Source organism: Mesoplasma entomophilum, assembly GCF_002804125.1.
Classification (GTDB): Bacteria; Bacillota_I; Bacilli_A; order Mycoplasmatales; family Mycoplasmataceae; genus Mesoplasma; species Mesoplasma entomophilum.
In genome coordinates this window covers 324,954-351,097 of record NZ_CP024966.1, presented here as the reverse complement: position 1 = coordinate 351,097, position 26,144 = coordinate 324,954, and the positions used below count along the sequence as shown (strand labels likewise).

Sequence of the window (26,144 nt, the reverse complement as noted above, 5' to 3'; positions counted from 1 at the left end):
AGAGTATAAAAACTCTACTTCTTAACTTCTTCTTCCTTATATGCTTCAACAATATCGCCTTCTTTGATATCATTAAAGTTTTTGATTGTTAATCCACCTTCTGAGTTGATTTTAGCTTCTTTAATATCATCTTTTAGATGTTTTAAAGTTGCTAATTCTCCAGTATAAATAACAATACCATTTCTAATAATACGAACTTTAGATTTACGTTCAATACTTCCATCAACAATATGGAACCCACCAATTGTTCCGATGTCAGAGTGTTTGAATGTTGCTCTAATTTCAGCTGATCCAGTAACTACTTCTTTGTATTCTGGATCTAACATCCCTTTAGCTGCATCTTCTAATTCTTCAATTACTTTATAAATAATGTTATGTAAACGAATTTCAATACCTTCTTCTTCAGCTTTTTTACGTACAACTGCATCTGGTCTTACATTAAATCCATAGATTAATACAATTCCATCAGTTACAGTTGAAGCTAAAGTAACATCACTTAATGTAATAGTTCCAACTGAAGCTCTAATAATGTTTAATTTAACACCAGGAATATCAATTTTAGTTAAACTTCCTTTAAGTGCTTCAACTGAACCTTGAGTATCAGCTTTAACAATTAAGTTAATTGCTTTTAATTCTCCATCATCAATATGTTTTTTAATTGAATCTAAACTAAAGATTTGATTTGATTGACGTTCAGCTGCTAATTTCTTTTCAGCTTGTGCTTCAGCAATAGTTCTAGCCATTTTTTCATCATTCATAACAATGAATTTATCTCCAGCACTTGGAACTTCATTTAACCCATAAACAACAACTGGTTTACTTGGTCCTGCTTTTAATACTTTTTTATTATGTTCATCTTCCATATGTTTAATATTTCCATATGTAGTTCCTGCAATAATCATATCTCTAATATCTAAAGTACCTTCTTTAACAAGAATAGAAGCTACTGGTCCTTTTGCTTTATCTAAGTGAGCTTCAATAACAACCCCTTTAGCTAATTTGTTTGGATTTGCTTTATAATCTTGCATTTCAGCAATTAATAAAATAGTTTCTTCTAATTGGTCTAAACCAATCTTTTGTTTAGCACTACCTTGAACAAATGGAATATCTCCACCATATTCTTCAGCTACTATTTCATATTTCATTAATTCAGCTTTAACACGTTCAGGATCTGCTCCTGGTTTATCACATTTATTAATAAATACAATAATTGGTACATTTGCTAACTTAGCATGATCAATTGCTTCTTCTGTTTGAGGCATAACCCCATCATCAGCAGCAACAATTAAAATAACAATATCAGTTACATTAGCTCCACGACTACGCATTTCTGAAAATGCTTCGTGACCTGGAGTATCAATAAATGTTATTTTTTTACCATCTTTGTTTTTAACTTGGTAAGCTCCAATTGCTTGAGTAATTCCTCCAGCTTCTCCACCAACAACATTTGTGTTTTTGATAGAGTCTAATAAAGTAGTTTTACCATGGTCAACGTGACCCATAATTGTTACAATTGGTGCTCTATGTTCTAAATCTTCTGGTTTATCTTCTTCACTAGCATCTAATGCTTCAAAGAAGTTTTCTTTAGTTAAAGATTCTTCTTTTCTAAAGTCAAAACCAAACTCTAAAGCAAGTTCAGCCATTTGTTCTTCTGATAACACAACATTTTGATTTAACATTAGTCCTTGTGCAAAGAAATATTTAAGTATTTCAGCAACACTTTTCCCAATTTGGTTAGCAAAATCAGCAATGCTTAAAGCTTCAGTATAAACAAACACCCCATCAATGATTCCAGTTGCAACTGTTTCATTTAATTGTTGCTTAATTTGTTTAGCATGTTGTTTAGACATTTCTTTTTTGTTTACTTGTTGTGGTTTTTTATTTGTTTTTATATTTTTAGCCATGTAAAAATCCCCTTTCTTCTATAAATTGTTTTTAATTAATTTAATAATATTAATATCATTAACACCAATCGCTACAATTGTGGTAGATCCACACGCTTGTGAAATTTCATCAACAGTTAATACATCATCAATAAATTCAATATTATAAAATTTACATTTATCACTGAATTTCTTTTTTTGACTAGCACCCATATCTGTTGATAGAATAACAAATTTTACTTTGTTTCTTTTAATTGAATCTAATAATTTTTCACCTTTAATTAATTTAGCAGAGTTATAAGCTAATCCAATAGCATTTAATAATTTAGTTTTGTTCATTAAATAACTTTTCTAATTCATCATAAATACTTAAATCTACTTTTGTTTTTAATCCTCTGCTTAAAAGGTTTTTTTGTTTAGCGATTTTAATTGAGTTTAAATCTTTTTTAACATAAACTCCACGTCCATCTGCTTTATAAGTTAAATCAATAAAAATTTCATTGTTTTTATTCAAAACAACTCTAATTAGTTCTGATTTGTCTAACATTTCTTTACTAACGACATCTTTTCTTAGATTACTCTTGATCATATAAGTCTTCGTATTCGTCTTCTTCAAAATATTCTTCATCTTCATCATTTAAAATATCATTAAATGATTCTAATTCAGATTGAATTGATTCTAAATCTTTATTTTCTTCAACAACTGCGTTTGTTTCTTCAATTAACTCTTCAACTTGGTTGTATTCTTCTTCAACTTCAGCTTGGAAACTCATTAATTCTTCTTCATTATTTGCTTGTGCATTTCTGAATGAATTTTTATGGTATTCTGGTTTAACTGTTTGAGAGTTGATTTTACGTTTATTTACTTCGTTAATAAAGTCTGGGTTGTTTACTTCTTCTTCTGTAATGTTTCCATTTCATAAAACATCCATGTTGTCAGTAATAGCATTTTCTAAACTGTAAATGTTAATACGACGTTTTAATAAGTTAGCAACTAATTTAGCAGCCATTCCACCTTTACCAATAGCTAATGATAATTGTTGGTTAGGTACTACAATATCAAATTCACCTTCAACTTCATTTACAGAAATAACTTTAACAGGTGCCATTGCGTTAATAATAAATGGAATGATTTCATCATCTCATTTAACAACATCAATTTTTTCTCCTCTTAATTCTTTTGAAATGTTATTGATTCTTGAACCTTTAACTCCAACAATAGCTCCAATTGGTTCTACATCTTCATCATGTGATAAAACAGCAATTTTTGCACGTTTACCTGGCTCTCTTGAAACTGACATTACTTCAACTATTCCTTGAGCAACTTCGCTAACTTCTTTTTCAACTAATTTAGCTAAGAATTTAGGTGCTACTCTTGAAACAACCAATTGTGAGTATTTATTTTCTCTTGCAACTTCTTCTAATAAAACATCAACTAATTCGTTAACAACAAATTCTTCTTTGTTAATTGTTTTTTGGTTTCATAATGAAGTATGTACTCCATCAATATCTAAAATGTATGAAGTTCCTTGATCGTTCATTCCAACAATTTTTCCTCTAACAATTTCACCTTCTAATTCAATGAATTTTTCATAAATCATTGCTCTTTCAGTAGCTCTAATTTTTTGTTGGAAGATTTGTCTTACTTGTCCAACTGCTACTCTTGAGAATTCTTCATCAAAATCAATTGGTTTGTATACTTTATCTCCAACTTTTGCTTCTTTATTGATTTTTAAAGCATCTTCTAAAACAATTTCTAATCAATCATCTTCGATTTCATCATCTGTAGCCACTACCATTAATTCTTGAAACAAGTTGATTAATCCTGTTTGTTCATTAATTTCAGTTTTAACTATAGCTTCTGTATCAAAAAATCTTTCATAAGCTTTTTGAAATCCTTCTTTAATTCCTTCAATAGCAATTTCTTTGCTAATGCTTTTTTCACTTTCTAATGAAGCTAATGCTTCTAATATTTGTGCTCCGTTTACCATATTTTCTCCTTAAAATTTAACTGCATATCTTGCAAACTTTACTTGTTCATATTTAAAGTCAACTTTTTTCTTTTGACCTTTTAAAAAGTAGGTGATTCTAAATGTATCTTTGTCTACATCAAAATCTAATAAAATACCTTCTATTTGACTACTTGCATTTTTTTCTTGATTTAATTCAACATGAATATAACTGTTAACAGCTTTGATCAATTCATCTTTACTTCTAATTGGTTTTTCAATTCCAGCACTAGCTACTTCTAACATATAAGGTTCACTTAATCCTGGAAAGTTTTCTAAAGCATCAGATAATTTTTCATTACTTGAAATAATTGAATCAAAGTCTAAAGCTTTGTTTGGTTCAGTTATATCTTCAACTAAGATTTGCAAAACATCACTTTCAAAATCAAAGAAATTATTTATTTCATATATTTGTAAGTTGTGTTCCTTTAAAATTGATTCAGCAATCTTTTGGATTTCATCTTTGATAGATGCAAAATTTTTCACTTAAAATCTCCTTTCAAATCAATAAGAAAGCAAGACCGATAAGTCTTGCTGTTTCATATTGTTATTTATATTATAGCAAATAAAATTACTAAAATACTAAAAGTTTATTTTTTCCAATATTTCAATATTTGACTTAAGTGTTTCAAATTCTTTTTTTATTTTTCATTTTTCTATAAATATGTAGACTTTATTATAGTTAACAAATGAAAAATTTTCGTCGTTTATTAAATCATATGCACTTTTTGATATCCTTATTTTTGGGTTATATTTTTTAATGTCCTCAAAGATTAAAAAATATTGAAATAAAAATATTTTATTATTTATTTCATTTAAATACTTTTGTTCGTATAAAAATCAATTTGTTTTAGAATCTTTATCTATATAATTTCACATATCTTCCAATTCTTTTTCTTTTAATCAGTTATTAGTATCTAAATCTGATCTTAATGAAATTTGTAACATCTTTTTTATTGGTTTTTCTGTCGAAGTGATAAATTGTCACATTTTATTAAATTTTTTTTCATTAATTAAATAATCAAATCCATGAAATAGATGGATTAAACAATTCATAGTGTTAAGTTGATTTTTCTGATTTAAAAAAATCATTAATGACTCTTGAGAAACTTGTTTCTTACTAAAAAATCAATACGAAGAAATAAATATATTAAGCATTCCTATTAAAGAAAAATCAAATATGTAACTTGCTTTAAATTTTTCATTCAATTTTTTATGTAAATCATCTTTTGTAAATTGAACAATTTTTTCTTTTCTCTTTTCTATTTGTTCAATTAAAAAATCAGACCCTATCATTTTTTCTGAAACATCAATTAAAAATTTTCCATTTCTTCAGTATGAAAATCAAACTAAGTTAAAAATTATAAACAGTAAGGCCATATCCTTATCAGTTTCCTTTATTTTTTCTAAATAATATTTTTGCATTTTTTGAGTGCCAGAATTTAACATAAAACCTCTCATATTAAAAATGTGTATATCACTGCCTTCAAATCTCATGCTTTCAAATAAAATTGCAAAAATTAATATATTATTTTTACAATTTGCTTCATACTTATGTAATTCATTTAAATTATTATAATTTTCTATATATACATTTTTAATATTTAAAATCTTTTCTTCTACTGTAATTGTTTTTTTAATTTTAGTATTACAAAACATTTGGTCTATTTTTCTAACAAAATCATCAGAAATATAATTAAAAATGTATTTTGATTTTTCATGTTCTGAGTACTTATATTTGATAATAAAAAAATCATTGAGTTTACCTAAAAAAACCTTAAAATTAACTTCATCTACTTCTTCCTTTTTTTCATCTAACAAAGCAAGGTATTCAATTAAATTATTATTTATAATTTTTGAGTTAACAACATCTTTTAATAATGAAGTTATTAAAAATATATTTTTTTGAACCCATTCAATTTCATTTTCGTTTACATCAAAAAACATTTCACTAAGTTCTTTTGAATTACTTTTTGTTAAGCCAATAATATCAAAAATAATTTCTTCGAAATTTTCTTTTTGTATTCAGATTTGTTCCATTAAGTTGCCAATAAAATACATTTCTTCATTTAAGATTTCTTTTGCCTTTAATGCAAATATTAATGCCTTTTTTTTTCTATCAGCATTTTTTATAAAATTTGCTTCCTTTTCATATACATCCTTAACATTTTGTGTAGAAAAAGTAACTGTATTATCCAAATTTAAAAAGCTTCTGTCATAGAAGTTTTCATCTACTAACCTCAGATAATTGTAACTATTTTTCTTTTCTAACTCTTGCTTATATATATTATTAACAATTTTATTTTGTTCTATCAAAATTTTAAAGTTTTTTTCACTAATTTTCTTATTATAAAAACGAAAAATCTCAATATATAAAAAAGTATAATCATTTTCTAAATTTTGAACTCTACAGTTTTCATCAATTACTTTTCATAAATCATTAACAGTTGAAACTGTTTTATTAACTAATATAAAAGGTATTCATTTAACAATATATTTTTCATATTGAAATCTTTCTTTATAATACTCCAATAATTCTTTTGAAAAAAATTTGTTTAATACTTGCATACTAAATCTTTTATCATATCCATTTTTCAAACTTTTAGATAATTTTATACAACTTTTTTCTTCATTATTATTTAAAAAATAATATAACAAAACATCAATAGGTGTTTTAAGATTTTTTGGATATATTGAAAAATCATAATTAAAATCATTTGAATACAAAATAAGATCATTATCATTTTTAAACTTATTAATTAATCAAATTATTTTTTCTTTTTGTTCAAATCAGTCTAAAGATGCTTGATTTGAAAAATTTTTGAATTCAATTTCAACATAATTATTATTAACTTTTTTAAATAATATTTTTTTGTCAATTGCAAAGAAAGCATTTAAATATTTATTGAATAAATTTTCATCAAAAAAATTTATAACTTTTTTTTCAAGTAAAATTATAAATCTATATAATAGTTCAAGCTTTAAATCTTTATTTATTTTTTTATAAATTTCCAATAAATTTCATATGCAAAATATATAAACTATTTCTTCTCTTTCCACTTCCTTCAAAAAAGAATTTAAATTATCATCTATATATTTTATAGCTTGTCTTATTTCATTATTTCAGTCAGAACTATTAATTCCTTTTTCTAATTCTATTTTTAACCTTAGTATATTTTTAACTTTATTTTCTTTTAAACAATGTAGATCTTCTAGTCTCATTCTAATTCTCCTTGTTAGTTAAATTCATTAATTTCCTATTTTGAAAACTGAGTTACTAAAAAAATTTCATTAAATAATTCAATATCATTTTTTGTGTTTTCAACAATAGTTTTATATTTTAAAAATTCATCCAAAATTATTTTATATTCTTTATCATCTGAATATATTTCATTTTCATAATACATTAAAGCGTAAATATAAATGTAAATAAGTTTTTTATTAATACTATTCTTTAATATATCTAATGTTTTTAAGGAATCATATTTTAAAATATTTCGATAGAAAAAGATATACATAAAAGCTTTTTTCCATAATTTCTTTTCATTGCTAATTTCACTATCAATTATTTTATTTATTTGCATTAATTTTTCATTAACTTTAACATAAAAACCTTTTATATAATCTAAAATAGTGTCATAATATGAAAATCTAATATTAGCGTAGTTTTCAGAATTTTTAAAAAACTCAAAAATTATATTCAAATAATTTTTTTCTCCACAAATTTCAAATATATCTTTTTGCTTATTTTTAATTTCTTCTTCCAATTTAATATAATGCTTTTCATACTTAGATTTTTTAGTTCTCATAAATTTGTTTATTGAGTCTAAATTAATGTACTCTACAAAGTCAAAATCTAATTTTTTATAAAAACTATTTATTTCGCATATTTTTCCCTTGAAATTTATTTTTAAACCATTAAAAAGTTTTCTTTCAAAATCATCATAAAATATATATATTTTTGTTTTAGTATATTTTTTGTTTTTATACTTTAAAAGTATTTTATTTAGTTCTGAAGAAACAAAATAATCATCAAAACTATATCCAAAAAAGAAAATAACATCGTTATTATCTGACTTCATTACATTTTCAAATACTGCTTTAATAGTTCTCACTTGTTTACTTTTGTTAGAACTATAATTTTTCTTAAAACTAGAAAATGAATCTATTATAGGGAAAAATTCTTTTTCTTTTCATGGATTCAATTCCATATCTGCTTTTGAAATTATATAATCATGTATAACATTTCCATGAATGGGCAAAAAAAAGGAGTCTTTTAAAACTATTTCTTCAGTTTTTATTGTTTGATTTAACAATATTTTTTGTTGTGATTCAATTGGATATTTTCATAATAACAAGTTATCATAATTAGTTGTTATTACTCTGCTTATTTTTTTCGTAAAATCATCTAATAAATCAGCATTTGAAGTTCCATTTTTAATAAAAAAATTTGAATCAACTAAAAAATTTTTCTTATACTGCTCTTTTATTATTTTAATTTTTGAACCATATTCTTTGCTGTTCTCATTTATTTGATCAAATTTAACTATATTAAAAAGTAAATCAAGAGCAAAATCTAATTTAATTTCGTCTCTTTTTATAGCTTCACTAAGCTTTTTTAAATTATCTAATATTTCATTTTTTTCCAATTCATATAATGAAATATTATTTTTAAAATAAAATTCAAATTCTGAATTTAATTCTAAAATAAAATTTTTTCAATTATTTATAGAAAAATTATAGGAAAAACCCGCACCCAAAAAAGCAATTGCATTTTTATTCTCAATTTCACTAATTAAATTAAATAAAGTTAACAAATCATTTTCTTGAATAGTCTTCATATACATCCTCTTGTTTTAATTATAAATCTAAATAAAAAAAGAATCTTTTGATTCTTAAATTTCTTTCACAAAATCTTTTAATTCAGATCTAAGTTTTTCACCACTGATTTTTGTACTTTTACCAAATGCAATTGTAATGAATGGTGTTTCATAATTATACATTAAACCTTCTTGAATCAAGTATTCACCTAAAACTTTTGCATTAAATCCACCAATCATACAAGTATCTATATCTAAACTAGCAGCCACCACTGGAGCTACAATGTGTATGATAGGAAGTTTATTTGCAACTCTAGTTTCTGAGTCACCAAATTTTAAATCCATTGTATGAGTAGTAGCGGTTTTTAAACTTTGTGATTAGCTGCTAATACAATAATAAATTTTTGTTGCATTAACATAGTTTAATTGATTATAAAAGAATGGTACTAATTTCTTAAACATTTATCTAAGATTGGATTATTAATAATCTTTACCACCTAAATACCATATGAAGATGGTTACATTTTCATTGCTTGGATAATATCTATTTCATAACAAACAACAAAATCTCAAGAACTTCTCTTTTCTCTCATTAATTCTGCTAAATTTTTCATATTCTTTCTTTCAATCTATCTTTTAATTAAAAAGTTAAATTCTAATTGTTATCTTTTGCAAGTGTATCTAACACATTTAATTGTTTAAATATTTTTAATTCTGTTTGAGTAGTAGTTTCTCTTAAACTAAGTCATTTTTTGTCTTTTCTTCCTTTTTTTTCTTATACCTGCTTAATAGTTTTTTATGATGCTAAGTAAATAATCAATTTTAATAGATTATGAAAATTTATAACTTATAATTAACTTAATCCATTTTAATAAAATGTGATCTAAAAAGAAAGGCGTATATTTGTTATGAAAAAAATACTTAGTTTAACTAAAACATCTGCTATTCTAACTTGATGCTTTCTAGCAATAATTTCAGTTATTGGTGGCGCAGGGGCAGTAACTGCTTGAATAAGTTATAATAACTTTTAAGGATTACCATGACTTGAGATATATACATTTGAATTTGTTTAAGTTTCATGATATTAAGTCTTGGATGACCTTTTACTGCATGAATTATAAACCATTACAACTTAGAAGTTAAAAATAAATGAGTTTGCAATTATTTTAAAACTTCTTTGGAATTAAATAATTTACCTTTATTTTTAAAAAATGAAAAATGAAAATTACTCATTGTTTATTATTTAACTGCTTTTTTGACTTCAATTACTTACATAGGTTATTCATTTTTAATACCTAATTCTGAGTATTTTTTTATAATTCATATGATATTAATAACTGTACTTTATTTAATATCTTTAACATTAATTATTGTTATTTTCATTAGATTTAAAAATAAGATTAAATCAATAAAATTTCACTCAAAAAACCAAACACACAAGTATTTTGTTGATAATTTTCAAAAAAGTGAAAAAACACAATATCAAAACTTTAAATTGCTTAATCAAAATGATGGTAAAATTTCTGTTTATAATTCACCTTTCCAACTTAATCAAAAAATATTTCAAAAGAAACTTAAAAAAACTGCTTTGAATAACTCAGCATCAGAATTTGAAATTTTTTTAAACTACTTAAGAGCAAATGCAAATTTTATTCACAGAATTTATGATAAAAAAGAAATCATTATTTTCGTTAATGGTAAACAAATTGCTTTAGAACAACTAGAATTTATTTTGATTGAAAATTTTAAATATATGATGCAAAATGCAAAAAAATAAATAGTTATTAAAATATAATTAAATTGCATAAATTAAAATCGTAAGTGCAACATATGATGTCAAATAATTTTTGTTTTTTATATTTTTTATTGCAACTCCTTGTGCTATTAATGACTCAAGGTGTTGCTTTTTAAATACTGAAACTATAATTTCACTTTAAATTATTAATATTTGTTTTAATTTAGTCCTTTGTATATAAATATGCTTTTCTTTACTTTTACTCATGCTTTTATCAATTTATGGCTTGAAATAAAAAAGAATCTTTCGATTCTTAAATTTCTTTCACAAAATCTTTTAATTCAGATCTAAGTTTTTCACCACTAATTTTTGTACTTTTACCAAATGCCATTGTAATGAATGGTGTCTCATAATCATACATTAAACCTTCTTGAATCAAGTATTCACCTAAAGCTTTTGCATTAAATCCACCAATCATACAAGTATCTATATTTAAACTAGCAGCCACCACTGTAGCAACTCCTGTTGTAATGTAAGTTTGTTGACTTGAATAACTATCTAGTCTTTCATCACTTAAATTACCACTAAATAAAACCTTATGAATATTTCCTTCATAAGCAGCTCTAGCTTCTGAGTCACCAAATTTTAAATCCATTGTATGAGTAGTAGCGTCTTTTAATCCTTTGTGATTAGCTGCTAATACAATAATAAACTTTGATGCATTAACATAGTTTAATTGATTATAGAAAAATGGTGCTAATTTCTCACGCATTTCTCCACGATTGATTACTAATAATCTTTGTCCTAAAATACCATACGAAGATGGTGACATTCTCATTGCTTGAATAATATCATTAAAATCTGCTTCAGGTATTTCATAATTAACATCAAAATCTCGAGCACTTCTTCTTTGTGTCATTAATTCTGCTAAATTTTTCATATTCATTCTCTCAATCTATCTTTTAGTTAAAAAAGTCAAATTCTAATTGCTCATCTTGTGCTAGTGTATCTAACACATTTAATTGTTCAAATATTTTCATTTGTGTTTGAGTAATAGTTGTTCGCATTGTTAAATCTTTAACACTAGTTAATGGTCTTTCACTTCTAGCTTTAATAATTGAATCAGCCACAGCATCTCCAAGTGAATCAATTACTAAGAATGGAGGATATAGTGTAGCTTCACCAGTTGTTTCATCTTTTTCAATAATATACTTATCTGCTAAAGATTTTTCAAAGTTTAAGTTAGCCATTTTAATTCCACGACTAAACATTTCTAATCCAATTTCTAGAACTGGCATTAAAGCTAGTTCTTTTGTTGTCATTTTATCTTTTCTGTTTTTTCTTGATTCTAATTCTGCTAGTTTTTCTTTAACACCATTATAACCACCTAAGAACGTTTTTAAATCAAAAGCATCAGCCCTATTAGTTAAAAATGTTGCATAGTATTCAGCTGGATAATAAATTTTATATCAAGCAATTCGATAAGCCATTAATACATAAGCAGTAGCATGGGCTTTAGGGAACATATACTTAATTTTTAAACATGATTCAATATATCATTCCGGAACATTATGCGCTAACATAATTTCTTTTCATTCTTTTCTTAATCCTTGTCCTTTACGCACTGATTCCATTATTTTGAATGAAGTAGTTGCATCAATTCCTTGTCCCATTAAATAAACCATAATATCATCACGACAACCAATAACAGTTGAAATGTTAGCTATATCATTTTTAATTAAGTCTCTAGCATTTCCTAATCAAACATCAGTACCATGTGATAGTCCTGAAATTTGCACTAAATCAGCAAATGTTTTAGGTTTTGTTTCTCTTAACATTGATCTAACAAATCCTGTACCAAATTCTGGTAAACCAATGGCTCCAGTTTTTTCTCCATTAATTTGCTCTGGTTTAATATTTAAAGCAGATAAATCACTAAATAATGAATATACTTTTGGATCATTTGTTGGAATACTAATTGGATTAACTCCCGTTAAATCTTTAAGCATTCTTAATGCAGTTGGGTCGACGTGACCTAAAATATCCATTTTTAATAAATTATCATGAATTGAGTGGAAATCAAAGTGAGTTGTCTTTCATGAACTTGTTGCATCATCAGCTGGGAAATTGACTGGTGTAAAATCTTCTATTTCAAACTCTTTAGGTAAAATAATAATTCCTCCAGGGTGTTGTCCTGTTGTTCTTTTTACCCCTTCAACTAATTTGGCTTGTCTTTCGATTTCAATTTTTCTTGGCATATCTTCTTCTAATACACCATTTTCCTCATAAAATGCTTTTACATATCCAAAAGCAGTTTTTTCAGCAACTGTTGAGATTGTTCCAGCTCTAAATACATTATCTTCACCAAACATTTCTTTAGTAAAGTTATGTGCAATTGGTTGGTATTCTCCAGAGAAGTTTAAATCAATATCTGGAACTTTATCTCCATCAAATCCTAAGAAAGTTTCAAATGGAATATCATGTCCATCTCCAATTAATTTTTGATTACATTTTGGACAAATTTGTTCTGGTAAATCATATCCACATTTAATCTCAATTGGAGTATTAAAATCTGAATACTTACAGTTTAAACATCTATAGTGTGCTTTTAATGGGTTAACCTCAGTAATATTTGAAGTTGTTGCCACAAATGAAGAACCAACACTTCCTCTTGAACCAACAAGATACCCGTCATTATTAGATTTTTCAACTAATAAGTGAGAAATTCAATAAACAACAGCAAATCCATGTTTAATAATTGATGTTAATTCTTTTTCTAAACGTGCTTCAACAATTTCAGGTAAAACTTCTCCATACATTGCATGCGCAGTTTCATAACACTTATTTTTTAATAGAGTATCTACATTTTCAATATTTGGTGTAAATAGTCCATCTTTAATAACTACAATATTTGAATCGATCATATCAGCTATTTTATTTGTATTTGTAATTACCATTTCATCAACTAATGCTGCATCATTTAATCATGCAAATTCTTTTAGCATTTCATTTGTTGTTCTAAGATATTGATCAGGATAGTCTACTAATTTATTTTTATTTTTAAAACTAAATAATGGGTGTCTACTTCCACCAAGTCCTTTTGCATTAATATAAACATCACGAATTTTTTTTAATTCTGGTCTTGTATAGTGAGCATCACTAGTTGCAACTAACATAACATTATGTTTTTTAGCTAATTTAATAATTTTATTAATTACATTTATTAATTCGTTTTCTTCTAATTGATTATCATTAATTAAATTTTTATAAACACTTAGTGGTTGTATTTCAATATAGTCATAGAAAGGCATAATTTCTTCAAGTTTTTGATCAGTTCCAATTCTAGCTATTTCAAACACTTCAGAGTTAACACACCCAGCACCAATTAAAATATTATTTTTTTCTTTAATTTTTTTTAATTTTTCCTTAAATACTTTAGGAGAGTTAAAAAAGTTATCAGTGTGCGAAATTGAAACTAATTTAAATATATCTTTTAATCCTTGTTGATTTTTAGCTAACACGTTAACATGAACTCCACGTGATCTTAATAAGTTAACATTCTCTTTGTCATTTTCAGGTTCTAACTTCATTAAATCATTATCAAAAATAATTGGAGTTGTTAGTTTTAATTCAGCCATTATTTTAAAGAATAAGTCATTTAAAACATCAGCATCATAGTCGGCACGGTGAGCAACATGTTCATCATATAAAATTCCAAATTTCTTACAAACAGCACCAAGTCTATGAGATTTTAAAGCAGGTCTGACAATTCTAGAAAGAGTTAGAGTATCAATTACTGTATTTTCTAATTCACCATAACCTAAACGTTTAGAAAGTGCGTTTAAGAAGTTAAAGTCGAAGTTTGCATTATGTGCAATTAATATACTGTCTTTAATTAAGTCATAAATTTTGGCAAAATCATCTTCAATATTTTTTTTATTATCTAACATTTCAGGTGTTATGTTAGTCAAATCAATTGTGAATTGTTTCAATGGTTCTTTTGGTTTAAATAAGTAATCATGTTTAGTTGTTTTTCCAGTCACTGGATCAAATACAACAGCACCAAATTCGATAATTTCATTAAATTCTGGTGATAATCCTGTTGTTTCTAAATCGAATACAACCATTTTAGATTCTCTGATTTTTTGGCCTTTAGGATTTTTAATAATTCAGTAATCTTCTTTTTGAATCATATTCATTTCAAGCCCATAAATTAATTTAAGTTTATCTTCATCAGCTTTATTTTTATTTATTTTTCTTAATTCATTATATGCATCAGGGAATGTTTGTACATTAATATGATCAGTTACTGCGATAGCCTTTCAATTTCATTTATCAACCATTTGTAAATAGTCTTGAATTGATGAAACACCATCCATAGCACTCATTTTTGTATGCACATGAAGTTCAACACGTTTTTTTGCTGCTTCATCTTTAACTGTAGATTCAGAACGAGAAATTTTACCTATTTTATCAATAATGAAATTTTGCTCTCTATCAAATTGTGAGTATGATGTTTTACCTTTAACAGCAATTCAATCACCTTTAGCAATTCTTTTTGCTCGTATTTCATCAATTCTGTCTGAAGTTAATTCTTCTTCAGTTAAAGGATCCATAATTGTTCTTTCGTCTTCTTTACCAAAATAAATACATTTGATTGATGAGTTGTTATCTGTCAAACCGATTGAATATATTTTACGATTATTTGCTTTAGAATCTCTAATTTCAATACTCATAACTTTACCATGTAAAACAATATTTTGAGCATCTTCTTCAATATCTTCAAATGTTTCATAACTTGGTTTATCTAATGATTGGTTTCATTTTTGTGAGTTTTGTCTAGAAACAATAATACTTTGAGATTTCTCAGTTTGTTCAGGTGCAAATTGCTTATACTGTTCTTTAGTTTGTTGCTCAATTATAAGTGATTGTTTTATGTATTCTTCGGTTTTATCTTCAACTTCAATTTCATAATTTAAATCTTTAAATCCAAACTGAGATAATTTTGCCAAGCAATAGTTCATTTCAATTGTTAATTGATTTTTTAATTCATTAGAATCAACAACAAATTTAATAATATTTTCATCAACATCATAATCAAACCCCTCTGAGTCAATAAAATTTCAGATAATTGTTTTATTTTGAGCTTTTTCATTTTTAATGAATTCAATATATTCGCAAAGTATTTCTTTGTCTATTCTTTGTTGTTGAACATTTAAAATTAATTTTATTTTTAAGTCTTCAGCACCTACACATTTTGAATGAATTTCACTTAAAACTCTAATTGGTAAAAAGTTTTTTATCTTTAAAGACAATTTAAGCTTACCTTTAGTTGAACTCATAGAAGCTTTTTCAATTTCAGAATGTTCAAAAAATGAAAGCTCACCTTCATTTAAGTTAATCTTCAATTTTTGAAATAATTCTAATACTTTATTGTCTGACATATAAACTTCCTTTTTTAAATTATAAAATCTTTGATTGATATCACAACTATGAAACTTATTAGTAAAATAGCTCCAGTTGCATATATTATTGTTTTTGTTTTTTGACTAACTTCTTTTTTAGTTACTCATTCAACTAGTGTTTCTCAAAATTTGTATCCATCTAATGGTGGGAATGGAAGCATGTTAAGCATAAACAAGTTAGCTGATATTGAAGATACATAGAATATGCGACTAGCAGTCATTGATGTTGTTGCTGTGGTTGTAGTTCCTATTGATGATTTCGCAATACCTACAGGTCCTGAAATAGCACTGAAATCACCTGTAAAGAATTTACCAATCCCAACCAAAAGTGAAAATGATTGATTTCAAGTTTCAACAAATGTATAACCAAGCTTTTGACCACCATTTTTAAAATATCTATCTGGTGGTGCAATTGCTATACCAGTTATTTGCTTAGCTTTTTTTCAATTTGAAATTGGAGTTCCTTCTAAAGTAGCTCAGTCTGATGCTTTCTCTTTATCTAAAAATAAATTGCCTGAATAAAGATTGTCTAATTTTAAGTACTCAAATTGAAATTTAACAATTGTTTGATCATCAAGATTATTTTTAGTGATGTATTCATATACTTCTTTTTTTCCATGATTAAACATTGCTGAAATTTCTTTATAAGTTGGTGCACTTTCTTTTTTTGAAACAGTAAACTCTCAATCTTTAATATCTTTTTGTGTTTTATCAACCAGTTGAACGTTTCATCCAGTAATTGCAACTTTTAAATGATTAGAAACATATTTGTTTCCTTCTTCAGGTTTAATTCCTTCTTTTTCAGCAATCATTTTATAAGCAATAGAATTAGTTGAAAAGTTTTGACCATAAAAGTTTGGATCGCTTGGCATATAACCAACTCCAAACATTACTGAAAATATTAAAATATAAGCAACGAATAAATTAATTAAAGGTCCAAATAATATAAATAATGTTTTCTTTCACTTAATTGCATAATCAATTTTACGAGCATCAGGAATTTTTTCAAATTCTTCTTCTCTTCCTTTTGGAGGCTCTGCAAAATCACTAGCAATTGATACATATCCACCCAAAGGTATTAACCTAATAGAATATCAAGTTTCTTTTCTTTTTATTACAAATAGTTTAGGACCAAAGCCAATTGCAAACTCAAACACATAAGCTTTTGATAATTTTGCTACAATGAAATGCCCAAGTTCATGAAGCGTAATTAACACTAATACAACAATAATTGAAATTAATATTGATAAAATTACTATCATTACACTTCCCATACAAACTCCTTAAACTAATTAATTAATGTAAACAAATACATAAATAAAAATACTAGCATGAATGAGTCAAGTCTATCTAAAACTCCTCCGTGGCCTGGTATTAAATTTGAAAAATCTTTTATATCATTTTTTCTTTTAATTAGCGAGAAAAATAAATCTCCTAATTGACCTATAAATGAAATTAAAGACGCTAAAAGAATATACAAGAATATAACTAATCCTGTTCCCAAATTATTCTGGATATTACTCATATAATCTTTAAAAACAGAATGAGTATTAACAAAGAAGAAAAATAATATTGCCATAGTTACTGAAATAACAAAAGCTGTAGTAAATCCTCCAATTGCACCCTCTCAACTTTTTTTAGGAGAAATTTTTGGAGCCATTTTATGTTTACCAAAAGCTACACCAAATATATAAGCAAATGTATCTGTTAAAATAACAATTAATCAAATTCAAATTGCTGTCACATAACCAAATCTAATACTTGAATAATCTTGTGAAATATAATCATTTGTTAGTGATATGTAAGTGAACCCTTTCATACCAAATATTATGATTAATGAAGTTCCAATAATCATAACCATTTTCTTAAAATTAATTCCTGATAAATAAGCTGTTATTGAAGAAATACTCAAAAATATAATTAAATAAGTAATTTGCATATATCACTCTGCTAGCTTAGCTTTTAAAATTCAATCTTGGTAAATGAATAAATCATTTAAATTTCTTATCGAAGTTATTGGTGCTAAAAATAATCCCAAAGCTAATAATTCCATAATAATTATAAAAACTTTATTTTTAATCTTTAGTGACGTAGACAATTCATATATACTAAACATTAATATAGCAACAGATATACATAACATTACAATTCCAAGAGCTTCACTAACAGTTTTTGCTGTATTTTTATCTCTTAAATTGACTCATAATTCTTCACTTAATATCGCTGTTGACAAGAATAAAATTATCATAGCAACTATAATTACACTTGATGAAAATCTTATAAAGAAATTATTATTTTTTAAATTTAAAAATTTATTTTGATTTGATTCCACTTTATTAGTCATAATAAACCTTTCTTTAAAATATATTATATTAATTTTAGCAAATTTTAGACTATTTTTTAACCCTTAAACAAGGTTATTTTTTATTATTTTTTTTATTTCGTTTTTTGTTTTCCTTTTCATCCAATTTCACATGCTTTTTGTTTTTTAGTTCAATAGCTATTTTTTCATTTAGTTCTTCTTTAAACTTATTTAATTCTTCTATTTCTTGTTCTTTTTTAATTCTAAATTTTTCTGCTCTGTCTAATCTTATTTTTTTAACAGAAGGTATTTCTTCACCATTTTTATAGGCTTCTAATAGTATTTGATCTTCTTCTTCAATTTTAAATCTAAAGTTTCTTATAAGCATAGTTCCTAATGTTCCTATAAATATTCCAATTAAAGCAAATACTACTAAGAATATTAGTTTTAAAAATATTGCAAATCCACCTATTGATAATTTATCGATTCAAATACTATTTGTTACAAAGCCTGTTAAACATAATGCTATTGCAGTTGTAAAAGTGAAACTGTCTTCTTTTTGTCACTTTAGAAGGTATGTTATTAAATTAAAACCTAAAGCAATTATTACATATACTATACATATCATTGTAAGTAAAAATTCTTTTACGGGTAAATCATCATAGTAATTATGAAATTTTTCAGTATTTCAAGAGCTACCTATTAATATTCAAATTGCTACATATGGTAAAACAACAGCAATTATTTCAAATGTGAAACTTATTCAAACATTTGTTCTTTCAAGATCAAATTCTCTTGTTTTCTTTCAATCCAAGTTTTTTATTTCACTCATTTGATTCACCTTTTTTCTATTTTTAATTATATCAAAAAATAAAAAAACAACCTTTCGGTTGTTCTATTTTTTAAATGGAGCAGGTGAAGGGAATCGAACCCTCACAGTCAGCTTGGAAGGCTGAAGTTCTACCATTAAACTACACCTGCGTTTTAGACACATAAATATAATATAAAAATTAAATCTATGTGTCAATAATTTTTAAGTTTTTTTTGAAATTATTTTCTCAAGCCTAATTTAGCAATAATTTCTTTATATCTGTTAACATCTTTTTTAATTAAGAAATCTAATAAGTGTCTTCTTTGAGCAACTTTTTTTAATAAAGTTCTTCTTGTAGGAACATCTTTTTTGTGTTCTTTTAAATGTTCAGTCATGTTAGCGATATCTTCAGTTAATAAAGCAATTTGAACTTCAGCTAATCCTGTGTTAGCGTCGCTTCCACCAAATTCTTTAATAATTTCAGCTTTTCTTGTTTTTGAAATCATGATCTGTCTCCCTTTCATTTTGATTTTTAGTGTTTCATCAAAGGTGCATTCATGGGAGCGAATAACATCTCTGGTGAACAATCACTTTTTATATTATAGACTTTTTCCAATTTTATTTCAATAAATTAATATTAACTTCTAATTCTTCGTCAATTTGATCAATTTTATTTTGTTTTACTAATTCCTTAATTTTTGAAGTTGATATATTTTCATTTCTTTCATAAACAAATACATTTTCTTCACCAAAATTATTTTTTAAATATTGAATATCTCCAGATTTTTGAAACCCAAATCTAAAATCACTGCCTTCAACTAACTTAACAGTTTTTAGTTTCGTTTTTAATATATCAACAAATTCTTTTTTTGTTGTTTCAATCAAATTTTCATCTACTTTTAAAATTATTAGTTGATCAATTTTGAAATTTTCTTTTAGAAATTCAATTTTCTTTTTTTCATTTAGTAATGTTTGCGTTTTTTTATTGGGTTTATGGTCAAATGTTATTATTACAGATTCTAAATCATTTTCTCTTGCTATTGACTCTGTTTTGTTAATTATAATTTTGTGGTACTTATGTAAAGCATCAAACATTCCTATAGTAACACAAGATTTTTTTTCACTTTGGTTAATATTATTAATATCAGTTTTAAAAACTTTCATTAAATATTCAACCCTCCACGTTTACATTTAAATAGATTGTTCTTTTCTCTTTCATAGCAAGCAATTACTTGGTCTGCTTTATTTGAGATAAATACAATATCATTTTTAGTTTCTAATTCAATCTTCTTACCATGTTCAATGTTTAGAATATTTTCTAATTTAATAATTTCGTAGTTTGCCATTTTGATAGCATCAAACATTTCTATTAAATTTGATTCATCACAGTCTTCTAAAGAAACTGAGTCAGCAATTTTGAAATTTCCTGATTCTATTCTATTCAAACGTGTTACATGTGCTATTGTATTTAATTCTTTTGCAATATCAACAATCAAACTTCTAATGTAAGTGCCTTTTGAGCAATATACAGTCAATGATATTTCATCTTCTTCATATTTATCTAAAATCAATGAATTAATTTTTATAGTTCTTTTCTTAACTTTTACAATTTGATTTTCACGAGCATATTCATATAATTTTTTACCTTCAACTTTTATTGCTGAATACATTGGCGGTTCTTGTTCATACGTAAGACCATTAAACTTTGATACAACTTCTTCTATTTCCTGTTTTTTAATTTCAAAGTGTTCTTGTTCTTCAATTATTTCTCCATCACTATCATAAGTGTCTGTAGATTTAAATAACTTCATTGTTACTTCATATGCTTTATTTTCATTTAAAAAGTAGTCACTTAGTTTTGTTCCACTGTTAATTAGACAAATAACCACTCCTGTAGCTAAAGGATCTAAAGTTCCGGCGTGTCCTATTTTTTTAACATTTAATTTCTTTTTAAGTCTTTGAATTAAATGATTTGTTGTTAAACCTTGGGGTTTATTTAATATTATTATTCCTGATTTATTCATACTATTTATTTTATCTTAATTAAAGTTAATTATTTAAAAATTTTTTTGTGCAGTTGTTTGTAAGTTATACTTTTCGTTCATATATTATTATTTATTATTACTTGATTATCTATTTTATATTTTTTAATTCTTTGTTTTTGTTGTTTGTAAATTGAATAGGTTTCTTTAAAAGGCTTTTTGTCTCTTTTTTTAACTCTTCAAAGAGTTGTTAATAAATTTGCTTTAACTCTAATGTATTTATCTACTTCAAGATTTAATTCAGGTAATAAAGCAGCATCTATAACAATATTCCCTGAATTTGTTTGAATAATTAATAAAATTTGATTTTTAATTTCAGGTCAAACAATAGAATTTAATTTATTTAAGCTATTTTCATTTTCAGAAATGATTTTTCTTAATTTACTTCTATCTAATACATCATTTACAAATGCATTAGGAAATGCATTTTTTAATTGTTTTTGAATATCTCTTGAATTTAAAATTTCCTTTGAAATTTTATCTGCATTGATTACTTTGAATTTTAATTTTTTAATACTGTTTGAAATAGTTGTTTTTCCAGCACCAATAGTGCCATAGACTCCAATTATCATTTTATCATCCACCCATCAATCTTAATTGTTTTTCAGCTGATACAAGTGTCACGGTTACTAATGTATTACTGCTTTCATTAATAACAAAGAAAATGTTTGTATTAGAAGCTGATAAATACAGCATTCCATTTATTTTAAATGTTTTGGTCGAATTAAATATATGTTTTTTAATTGCTTCTTTTACTTCTCAATCCTGCTTATCTTGCAATTTAAGTCTTTCTTTAGCTCTTTGCAAGGCATGTACTGAATAACCCATACTTGGTTTATAGTAATAACTCATTCAATCACGCCCCTTTACAATATATTTTAATCTAAAAATACTTGATTGGAAACTACTTGTCGAATTTCTGGTAAAACTTTATAAAAAGTGTTTCTTACTTTTGCTGATGACATATTTAACTCTTCAGCTATTTCAACAAAACTCATTCCATAAATGTAAAGAGTAAAAATTTTTTTGGGTATTTGATCTGTTCTTTTTGCAAAAAATTGTTCAAATAGTTGTGTTCAGCCAATTTCTTTGTAAGATTCATTTTCGACACTAATATTATTAATCATTTCTTTATATTCTTCAGCAATATAACTACTTATTCTCATACCTTGATTCATCATTTTATATTTATTTGTTACGAATTTAGCACAAACATTCATTGCTTTTCAATAAACAGCATCTACTAAACAACTCTCAAAACTTTTTCTCATGTTTCTATCATAATACTTATCTAGAATATCTAAATATGCTTCTCAGGCATAAAACTCGAAGTCTTCTAGTTCTAAAGGTATTGAATCAAATTTACTATATGCTTTTTTAATTGCAAAGTAAATTCTAGCTTTATGTGAGTTAAATAATTTATATTTTTCTTCCATTGTTAACTCTTCTTTTTTTCTTTTTTTCATATTTTTATTTCCTTTCAAGGTCATTATATTATTAATAATAATTTTTTGAAAAAAATTGAAAAAAATATTTAAAAACAAAAAAAATAGGCTTTGAACCTATTTAATACTCTTAAATGATCTTTCACAATCTATAATATTTGCAATCGATTTAATTGTTAAAATGATTTGATTTAATTGTGCTGAACTCTTGACTTTGATAGTTAACTCACCATTAACAAGTAATGATTTATCATCTAAACCTATTTTTACATTAATCGTTGTAGCTTTTAAATTAGATAGCGCTCTCGATATATCGTATAAAAGATTTGGTCTATCTGTTGCAAAGTATTTTAATTTCGTTGTATACAAACTATTTTCAGCTACTGCTGAGTTTCATTGAACCTGAACTAAACGCTTAATTTCTTCTGTTGCATATAAGTTATAACATTCTTTTAAATGAACTTTAATACCATTTCCTGACTTAGCAACATAACCGATAACATCTTCATATGGAATTGGTAAACAACAACTTGCAATTGAAGTTTTAATATTTGTTATACCATCAATAACAATATCATTTTTTAAACTTCTATCATTAATTGTTTTAGACTTAATACTTCTTAAAGCTTCTTCATCTTTTGAAAAGTTGTGGTTAATAAAGAATTTATCTGTTGCTTCAACAATTGATAATTCTCCCTTCCCTACACTTATTAAAAATTCCTCTAAACTTGCATATCCTGCTTTTTTAACAGCATCAAGAACTTCACTAGAAGATTTTCTTTTTCATTTAATTTCTTTTTGATTAATATATGAATTAATTAAGTTTTCAGTTTTTCTTGCTAATTCTTTTCTATCTTCGTCAAATGAATTATCTTCTTTAAGTTTATTTCCTAAATACTTTCTAATTCTATTTTTAGCATTTGATGTAGTAGCAATTTTCAATCATTCGTGTGTTGGTTGTTGTTTAGATGATGTTTTAATTTCAACAACTTGCCCTGATTCTAAAACAGTATTAATTGGTGAAAATATTCCATCAATTTTAGCCCCTGTTGTTTTTTCTCCGATTTCAGTATGAATTCTATAAGCAAAATCTAATACTGTTGCCCCATAAGGCAGAGTAATAACATTTTGGGTCGGAGTTAAAACATAAATCATTGAACCAAAAACATCTTTTTGTAGCTGATTTTCTAGTTCTTTTTCTTTTGAGTTTTCTTCCTCATTAATTTGATCGGTTAAATCTAAAATTCTACTGAATATATCAATTTGCTCATCAATTTGTTTTTGACGTTTATCAATATCAACAACTTCACCTTCTTTATACCTTCAGTGAGCAGCAGCTCCGGCTTCAGCAACATCATCCATTTGTTGAGTTCTAATTTGAACTTCAAAAAGCATTCCTTTGCTGTTACTTAAAGTTGTATGTAAAGATTGATAGACGTTATTTTTTGGTGTTGCTATATAATCTTTAAATCTTCCTGATAAAGGTAAATATTTTTGGTGTAAATAACCTAAAATTTTATAGCAGTCATCAGTTGACTTAGCAATAATTCTAATAGCGACTAAATCATGCAGTTCTTCAAATTGTTTTCCATTAACATTCATTTTTCGATAAATTGAATAAATTGTTTTTTCTCTTCCAAAAATATCAATTATTTTAATATGTTTTTCTTTTCTTAAAAAAAATGAAATATCATCAATTGTTTTTGCAATATTTACTTCCCTTGATTCACGGCCTTTTTCAATTAAATTTTTAATATCCTCAAAATCTTTAAGATTCAATACTTTAAATGCCATATCTTCTAATTTAGATTTTGCATTCTTCATTCCAATACGGTGTGCAATCGCTGCATAAATAGTTAATGTTTCCTTGGCAATTACTTTTTGCTTTTCTTCAGGTAAATTTTCAATTGTTAACATATTATGTAATCTATCAGCAATCTTGATAATAATAACCCTTATATCTTTAGCCATTGATATATAAAGTTTTCTTAAATATTCAGATTTTATTTGTTCACGATTTTCTTCTGCAAAATAACTTACTTTTGTAACTGATTCAACAAGTGAAGCTATTTCTTTTCCGAACTTTTCTTCAATTTCCTCAATTTTAACTGGGGTGTCTTCTACAACATCATGCAATAGTCCAGCTTTAATTGTTTTTGGGCCCATTTGTAATTGGGCAAGATAATATGCTGTTGATAATGGGTGATAAATATATGGATCTCCGTTTTTTCGTTTTTGATTACTGTGCATTTTTTCAGCAAATAAGTAAGCTTCTTTAATTTTATTTAAAGCTTTTCTATCCTTAATATATTTTTTTAGTTCATTCTCTAAAGTTATGTATTCTTTGATTTCAACAATATCTAAGTTTGTTGAAGCTCTTTTGCTAGTTCTTCTAGGTAATATAATACCAGCCATGAAATCACCCATTCTATTTTTTAAATTATAACAAAAAATAGACTTAAAATAAGTCTATAAAACTCTTATATAATGAATTTTTAATTTTTACAGAAACATTTATCTAAATGATCATCAATAATCCCAATTGCTTGTAAAAATGAATAAACAATCACAGGTCCTACAAATTTGAAACCCTTGCTTTTTAAATCTTTAGAAATTATAACTGACAGTTCAGTTTGGCTTGGTAAATCTGAAATTAACTTTCAGTTATTGACTATTTGTTTATTGTTAGTGAAACTTCAAATATATTTATCAAATGAACCATATTCTTTTTGTACATTTATAAAGGCAATCGCATTTGAACTAGCTGATTTGATTTTTAATTTATTTCTAATTATTCCTGAATTTGTTATTAATTCATCAAACTTGCTTTGATCATACTTAGCAATAATTTTATAGTCTAAATTATCAAAAGCTTTTTTAAACTCTTTTCTTTTAAGAAGAATTGTCAATCAATTTAAGCCTGCTTGCATGTTTTCAAGAAATAATATTTCAAAAATATAATCATCATTATGATTAACTTTCCCTCATTCATTATCATGATAATTATTTAAGATTTCATTTAATGACCAGTCACATCTTTGTTTATTACTCATATTTCACCTTTTCGTTTTTTAATAAAAAACACCTATATTAATTATAGGTGTTAATCTTAATATTTAACAAGCTTTTGTACTTTGTACTCTTGTAGTAAGTCTTCACTATGCAATGCAGGCAGATCAATTAAAAAAGATACTCCTTCAACTTTTCCATCTTGCATTTCAACTAATTTAACAATTGCTTCAATAGTTCCACCGGTAGCTAAAACATCATCAATAATAACTATTTTATCTCCAGGTTTAATATCTCCTTTATGCATTTGTTGGTGATTAGTTCCATATTCTAATGTATATTCAATATCAATTACTTCACGAGGTAATTTACCTGGTTTTCTAACTAATACAAATCTTGTGTGTGACTTATAAGCTACAGCACTTGCGAATAAGAAACCTCTAGCTTCTGGTGCTACTACAACGTTTGCTCCACACTCAATTACAAATTTTGCCATTTCATCGATTACATAAGCAAAAGCATCAGCATCATTTAATAAAGGTGTTACGTCTTTAAAATCTACACCATCAATAGGAAAATCTTTAACATTTAAAATGTATTTTTTCAAATCCATATTATTTTTA

24 protein-coding genes and 1 tRNA gene are annotated in these 26,144 nt (G+C 25.5%); 2 read left to right on the top strand and 23 right to left on the bottom strand.

The genetic code is table 4. The annotated features are described in order from the left end of the window. Nucleotides 1-14 precede the first annotated feature (14 nt). The 8 genes from infB to MENTO_RS03810 form a co-directional block, all read right to left on the bottom strand. On the bottom strand, nt 15-1,904 hold the full coding sequence (gene infB / locus MENTO_RS01580) for a translation initiation factor IF-2 (protein WP_099651135.1): 1,890 nt from the start codon (nt 1,902-1,904) through the stop codon (nt 15-17). Nucleotides 1,905-1,922: 18 nt separating this feature from the next. Then, nucleotides 1,923-2,222: a L7Ae/L30e/S12e/Gadd45 family ribosomal protein gene (locus MENTO_RS01575; protein WP_011183191.1), complete on the bottom strand. Its 300-nt coding sequence runs from the start codon at nt 2,220-2,222 to the stop codon at nt 1,923-1,925. Beyond that, nucleotides 2,209-2,517, bottom strand: a complete 309-nt coding sequence (gene rnpM, locus MENTO_RS01570; RefSeq protein WP_407657518.1) for an RNase P modulator RnpM — start codon at nt 2,515-2,517, stop codon at nt 2,209-2,211. The genes MENTO_RS01575 and rnpM overlap by 14 nt, the downstream gene beginning before the upstream one ends. Further along, nucleotides 2,459-3,874 carry a transcription termination factor NusA gene (gene nusA / locus MENTO_RS01565; RefSeq protein ID WP_099651133.1) on the bottom strand — a complete coding sequence of 472 codons (1,416 nt, stop codon included), beginning with the start codon at nt 3,872-3,874 and terminating at the stop codon, nt 2,459-2,461. The genes rnpM and nusA overlap by 59 nt, the downstream gene beginning before the upstream one ends. 9 nt (nt 3,875-3,883) lie before the next feature. Next, complete coding sequence (gene rimP / locus MENTO_RS01560) at nt 3,884-4,378, bottom strand: ribosome maturation factor RimP (protein WP_099651132.1); 495 nt, start codon at nt 4,376-4,378, stop codon at nt 3,884-3,886. 96 nt (nt 4,379-4,474) lie between these two features. Beyond that, a complete protein-coding gene (locus MENTO_RS01555; protein WP_099651131.1) occupies nt 4,475-7,114 on the bottom strand; it encodes a hypothetical protein in 2,640 nt (879 codons plus the stop codon). Between the two features lie 35 nt (nt 7,115-7,149). Then, the gene (locus MENTO_RS01550) at nt 7,150-8,733 is read right to left on the bottom strand and encodes an SIR2 family protein (protein ID WP_099651130.1); all 1,584 of its coding nucleotides are present in this window, start codon (nt 8,731-8,733) and stop codon (nt 7,150-7,152) included. A 54-nt stretch (nt 8,734-8,787) separates the two neighbouring features. After that, on the bottom strand, nt 8,788-9,057 hold the full coding sequence (locus MENTO_RS03810) for a nitroreductase family protein (protein WP_167372675.1): 270 nt from the start codon (nt 9,055-9,057) through the stop codon (nt 8,788-8,790). A 563-nt stretch (nt 9,058-9,620) separates the two neighbouring features. On the opposite strand from MENTO_RS03810, the gene MENTO_RS03960 reads away from it, so the two are divergent. Further along, a complete protein-coding gene (locus MENTO_RS03960) occupies nt 9,621-9,743 on the top strand; it encodes a hypothetical protein (RefSeq protein ID WP_279626463.1) in 123 nt (40 codons plus the stop codon). 8 nt (nt 9,744-9,751) lie between these two features. After that, entirely contained in the window at nt 9,752-10,489 is a 738-nt protein-coding gene (locus tag MENTO_RS01540) for a hypothetical protein (RefSeq protein WP_099651129.1), read from the top strand. A gap of 271 nt (nt 10,490-10,760) precedes the next feature. Here the strand turns inward: MENTO_RS01540 and MENTO_RS01535 are convergent, their stop codons facing one another. From MENTO_RS01535 to MENTO_RS01465, 15 genes are all read right to left on the bottom strand, one after another. After that, complete coding sequence (locus MENTO_RS01535; protein WP_099651128.1) at nt 10,761-11,387, bottom strand: NAD(P)H-dependent oxidoreductase; 627 nt, start codon at nt 11,385-11,387, stop codon at nt 10,761-10,763. Between the two features lie 22 nt (nt 11,388-11,409). After that, on the bottom strand, nt 11,410-15,891 hold the full coding sequence (locus MENTO_RS01530) for a PolC-type DNA polymerase III (RefSeq protein ID WP_099651127.1): 4,482 nt from the start codon (nt 15,889-15,891) through the stop codon (nt 11,410-11,412). A 14-nt stretch (nt 15,892-15,905) separates the two neighbouring features. Next, nucleotides 15,906-17,174, bottom strand: a complete 1,269-nt coding sequence (gene rseP / locus MENTO_RS01525) for an RIP metalloprotease RseP (protein ID WP_167372674.1) — start codon at nt 17,172-17,174, stop codon at nt 15,906-15,908. A 26-nt stretch (nt 17,175-17,200) separates the two neighbouring features. After that, the gene (locus MENTO_RS01520; protein WP_099651125.1) at nt 17,201-18,256 is read right to left on the bottom strand and encodes a phosphatidate cytidylyltransferase; all 1,056 of its coding nucleotides are present in this window, start codon (nt 18,254-18,256) and stop codon (nt 17,201-17,203) included. A 73-nt stretch (nt 18,257-18,329) separates the two neighbouring features. Then, nucleotides 18,330-19,046 carry a DxFTY motif-containing membrane protein gene (locus MENTO_RS01515; RefSeq protein ID WP_099651124.1) on the bottom strand — a complete coding sequence of 239 codons (717 nt, stop codon included), beginning with the start codon at nt 19,044-19,046 and terminating at the stop codon, nt 18,330-18,332. Between the two features lie 75 nt (nt 19,047-19,121). Further along, a tRNA-Gly gene (locus MENTO_RS01510) sits at nt 19,122-19,195 on the bottom strand. Nucleotides 19,196-19,264: 69 nt separating this feature from the next. Continuing rightward, the gene (gene rpsO / locus MENTO_RS01505) at nt 19,265-19,531 is read right to left on the bottom strand and encodes a 30S ribosomal protein S15 (RefSeq protein WP_099651123.1); all 267 of its coding nucleotides are present in this window, start codon (nt 19,529-19,531) and stop codon (nt 19,265-19,267) included. Nucleotides 19,532-19,643: 112 nt separating this feature from the next. Continuing rightward, the gene (locus MENTO_RS01500; protein ID WP_099651122.1) at nt 19,644-20,189 is read right to left on the bottom strand and encodes a nucleotidyl transferase family protein; all 546 of its coding nucleotides are present in this window, start codon (nt 20,187-20,189) and stop codon (nt 19,644-19,646) included. After that, the gene (truB, locus tag MENTO_RS01495; protein ID WP_099651121.1) at nt 20,189-21,049 is read right to left on the bottom strand and encodes a tRNA pseudouridine(55) synthase TruB; all 861 of its coding nucleotides are present in this window, start codon (nt 21,047-21,049) and stop codon (nt 20,189-20,191) included. The genes MENTO_RS01500 and truB overlap by 1 nt, the downstream gene beginning before the upstream one ends. 29 nt (nt 21,050-21,078) lie before the next feature. Beyond that, nucleotides 21,079-21,639, bottom strand: coding sequence for a dephospho-CoA kinase (coaE, locus tag MENTO_RS01490; protein WP_099651120.1), 561 nt, complete (start codon nt 21,637-21,639; stop codon nt 21,079-21,081). 1 nt (nt 21,640) lies between these two features. Further along, a complete protein-coding gene (locus MENTO_RS01485) occupies nt 21,641-21,919 on the bottom strand; it encodes a hypothetical protein (RefSeq protein ID WP_099651119.1) in 279 nt (92 codons plus the stop codon). Between the two features lie 26 nt (nt 21,920-21,945). Beyond that, on the bottom strand, nt 21,946-22,533 hold the full coding sequence (locus tag MENTO_RS01480) for a sigma factor-like helix-turn-helix DNA-binding protein (RefSeq protein ID WP_099651118.1): 588 nt from the start codon (nt 22,531-22,533) through the stop codon (nt 21,946-21,948). Nucleotides 22,534-22,629: 96 nt separating this feature from the next. Beyond that, the gene (locus MENTO_RS01475; RefSeq protein ID WP_099651117.1) at nt 22,630-24,927 is read right to left on the bottom strand and encodes a RelA/SpoT family protein; all 2,298 of its coding nucleotides are present in this window, start codon (nt 24,925-24,927) and stop codon (nt 22,630-22,632) included. 80 nt (nt 24,928-25,007) lie between these two features. Then, a complete protein-coding gene (locus MENTO_RS01470; protein WP_099651116.1) occupies nt 25,008-25,565 on the bottom strand; it encodes a DNA-3-methyladenine glycosylase I in 558 nt (185 codons plus the stop codon). Nucleotides 25,566-25,621: 56 nt separating this feature from the next. After that, nucleotides 25,622-26,134 (bottom strand): adenine phosphoribosyltransferase, encoded by a 513-nt coding sequence (locus MENTO_RS01465; RefSeq protein WP_099651115.1) that lies wholly within the window; start codon nt 26,132-26,134, stop codon nt 25,622-25,624. Nucleotides 26,135-26,144: the final 10 nt, after the last annotated feature.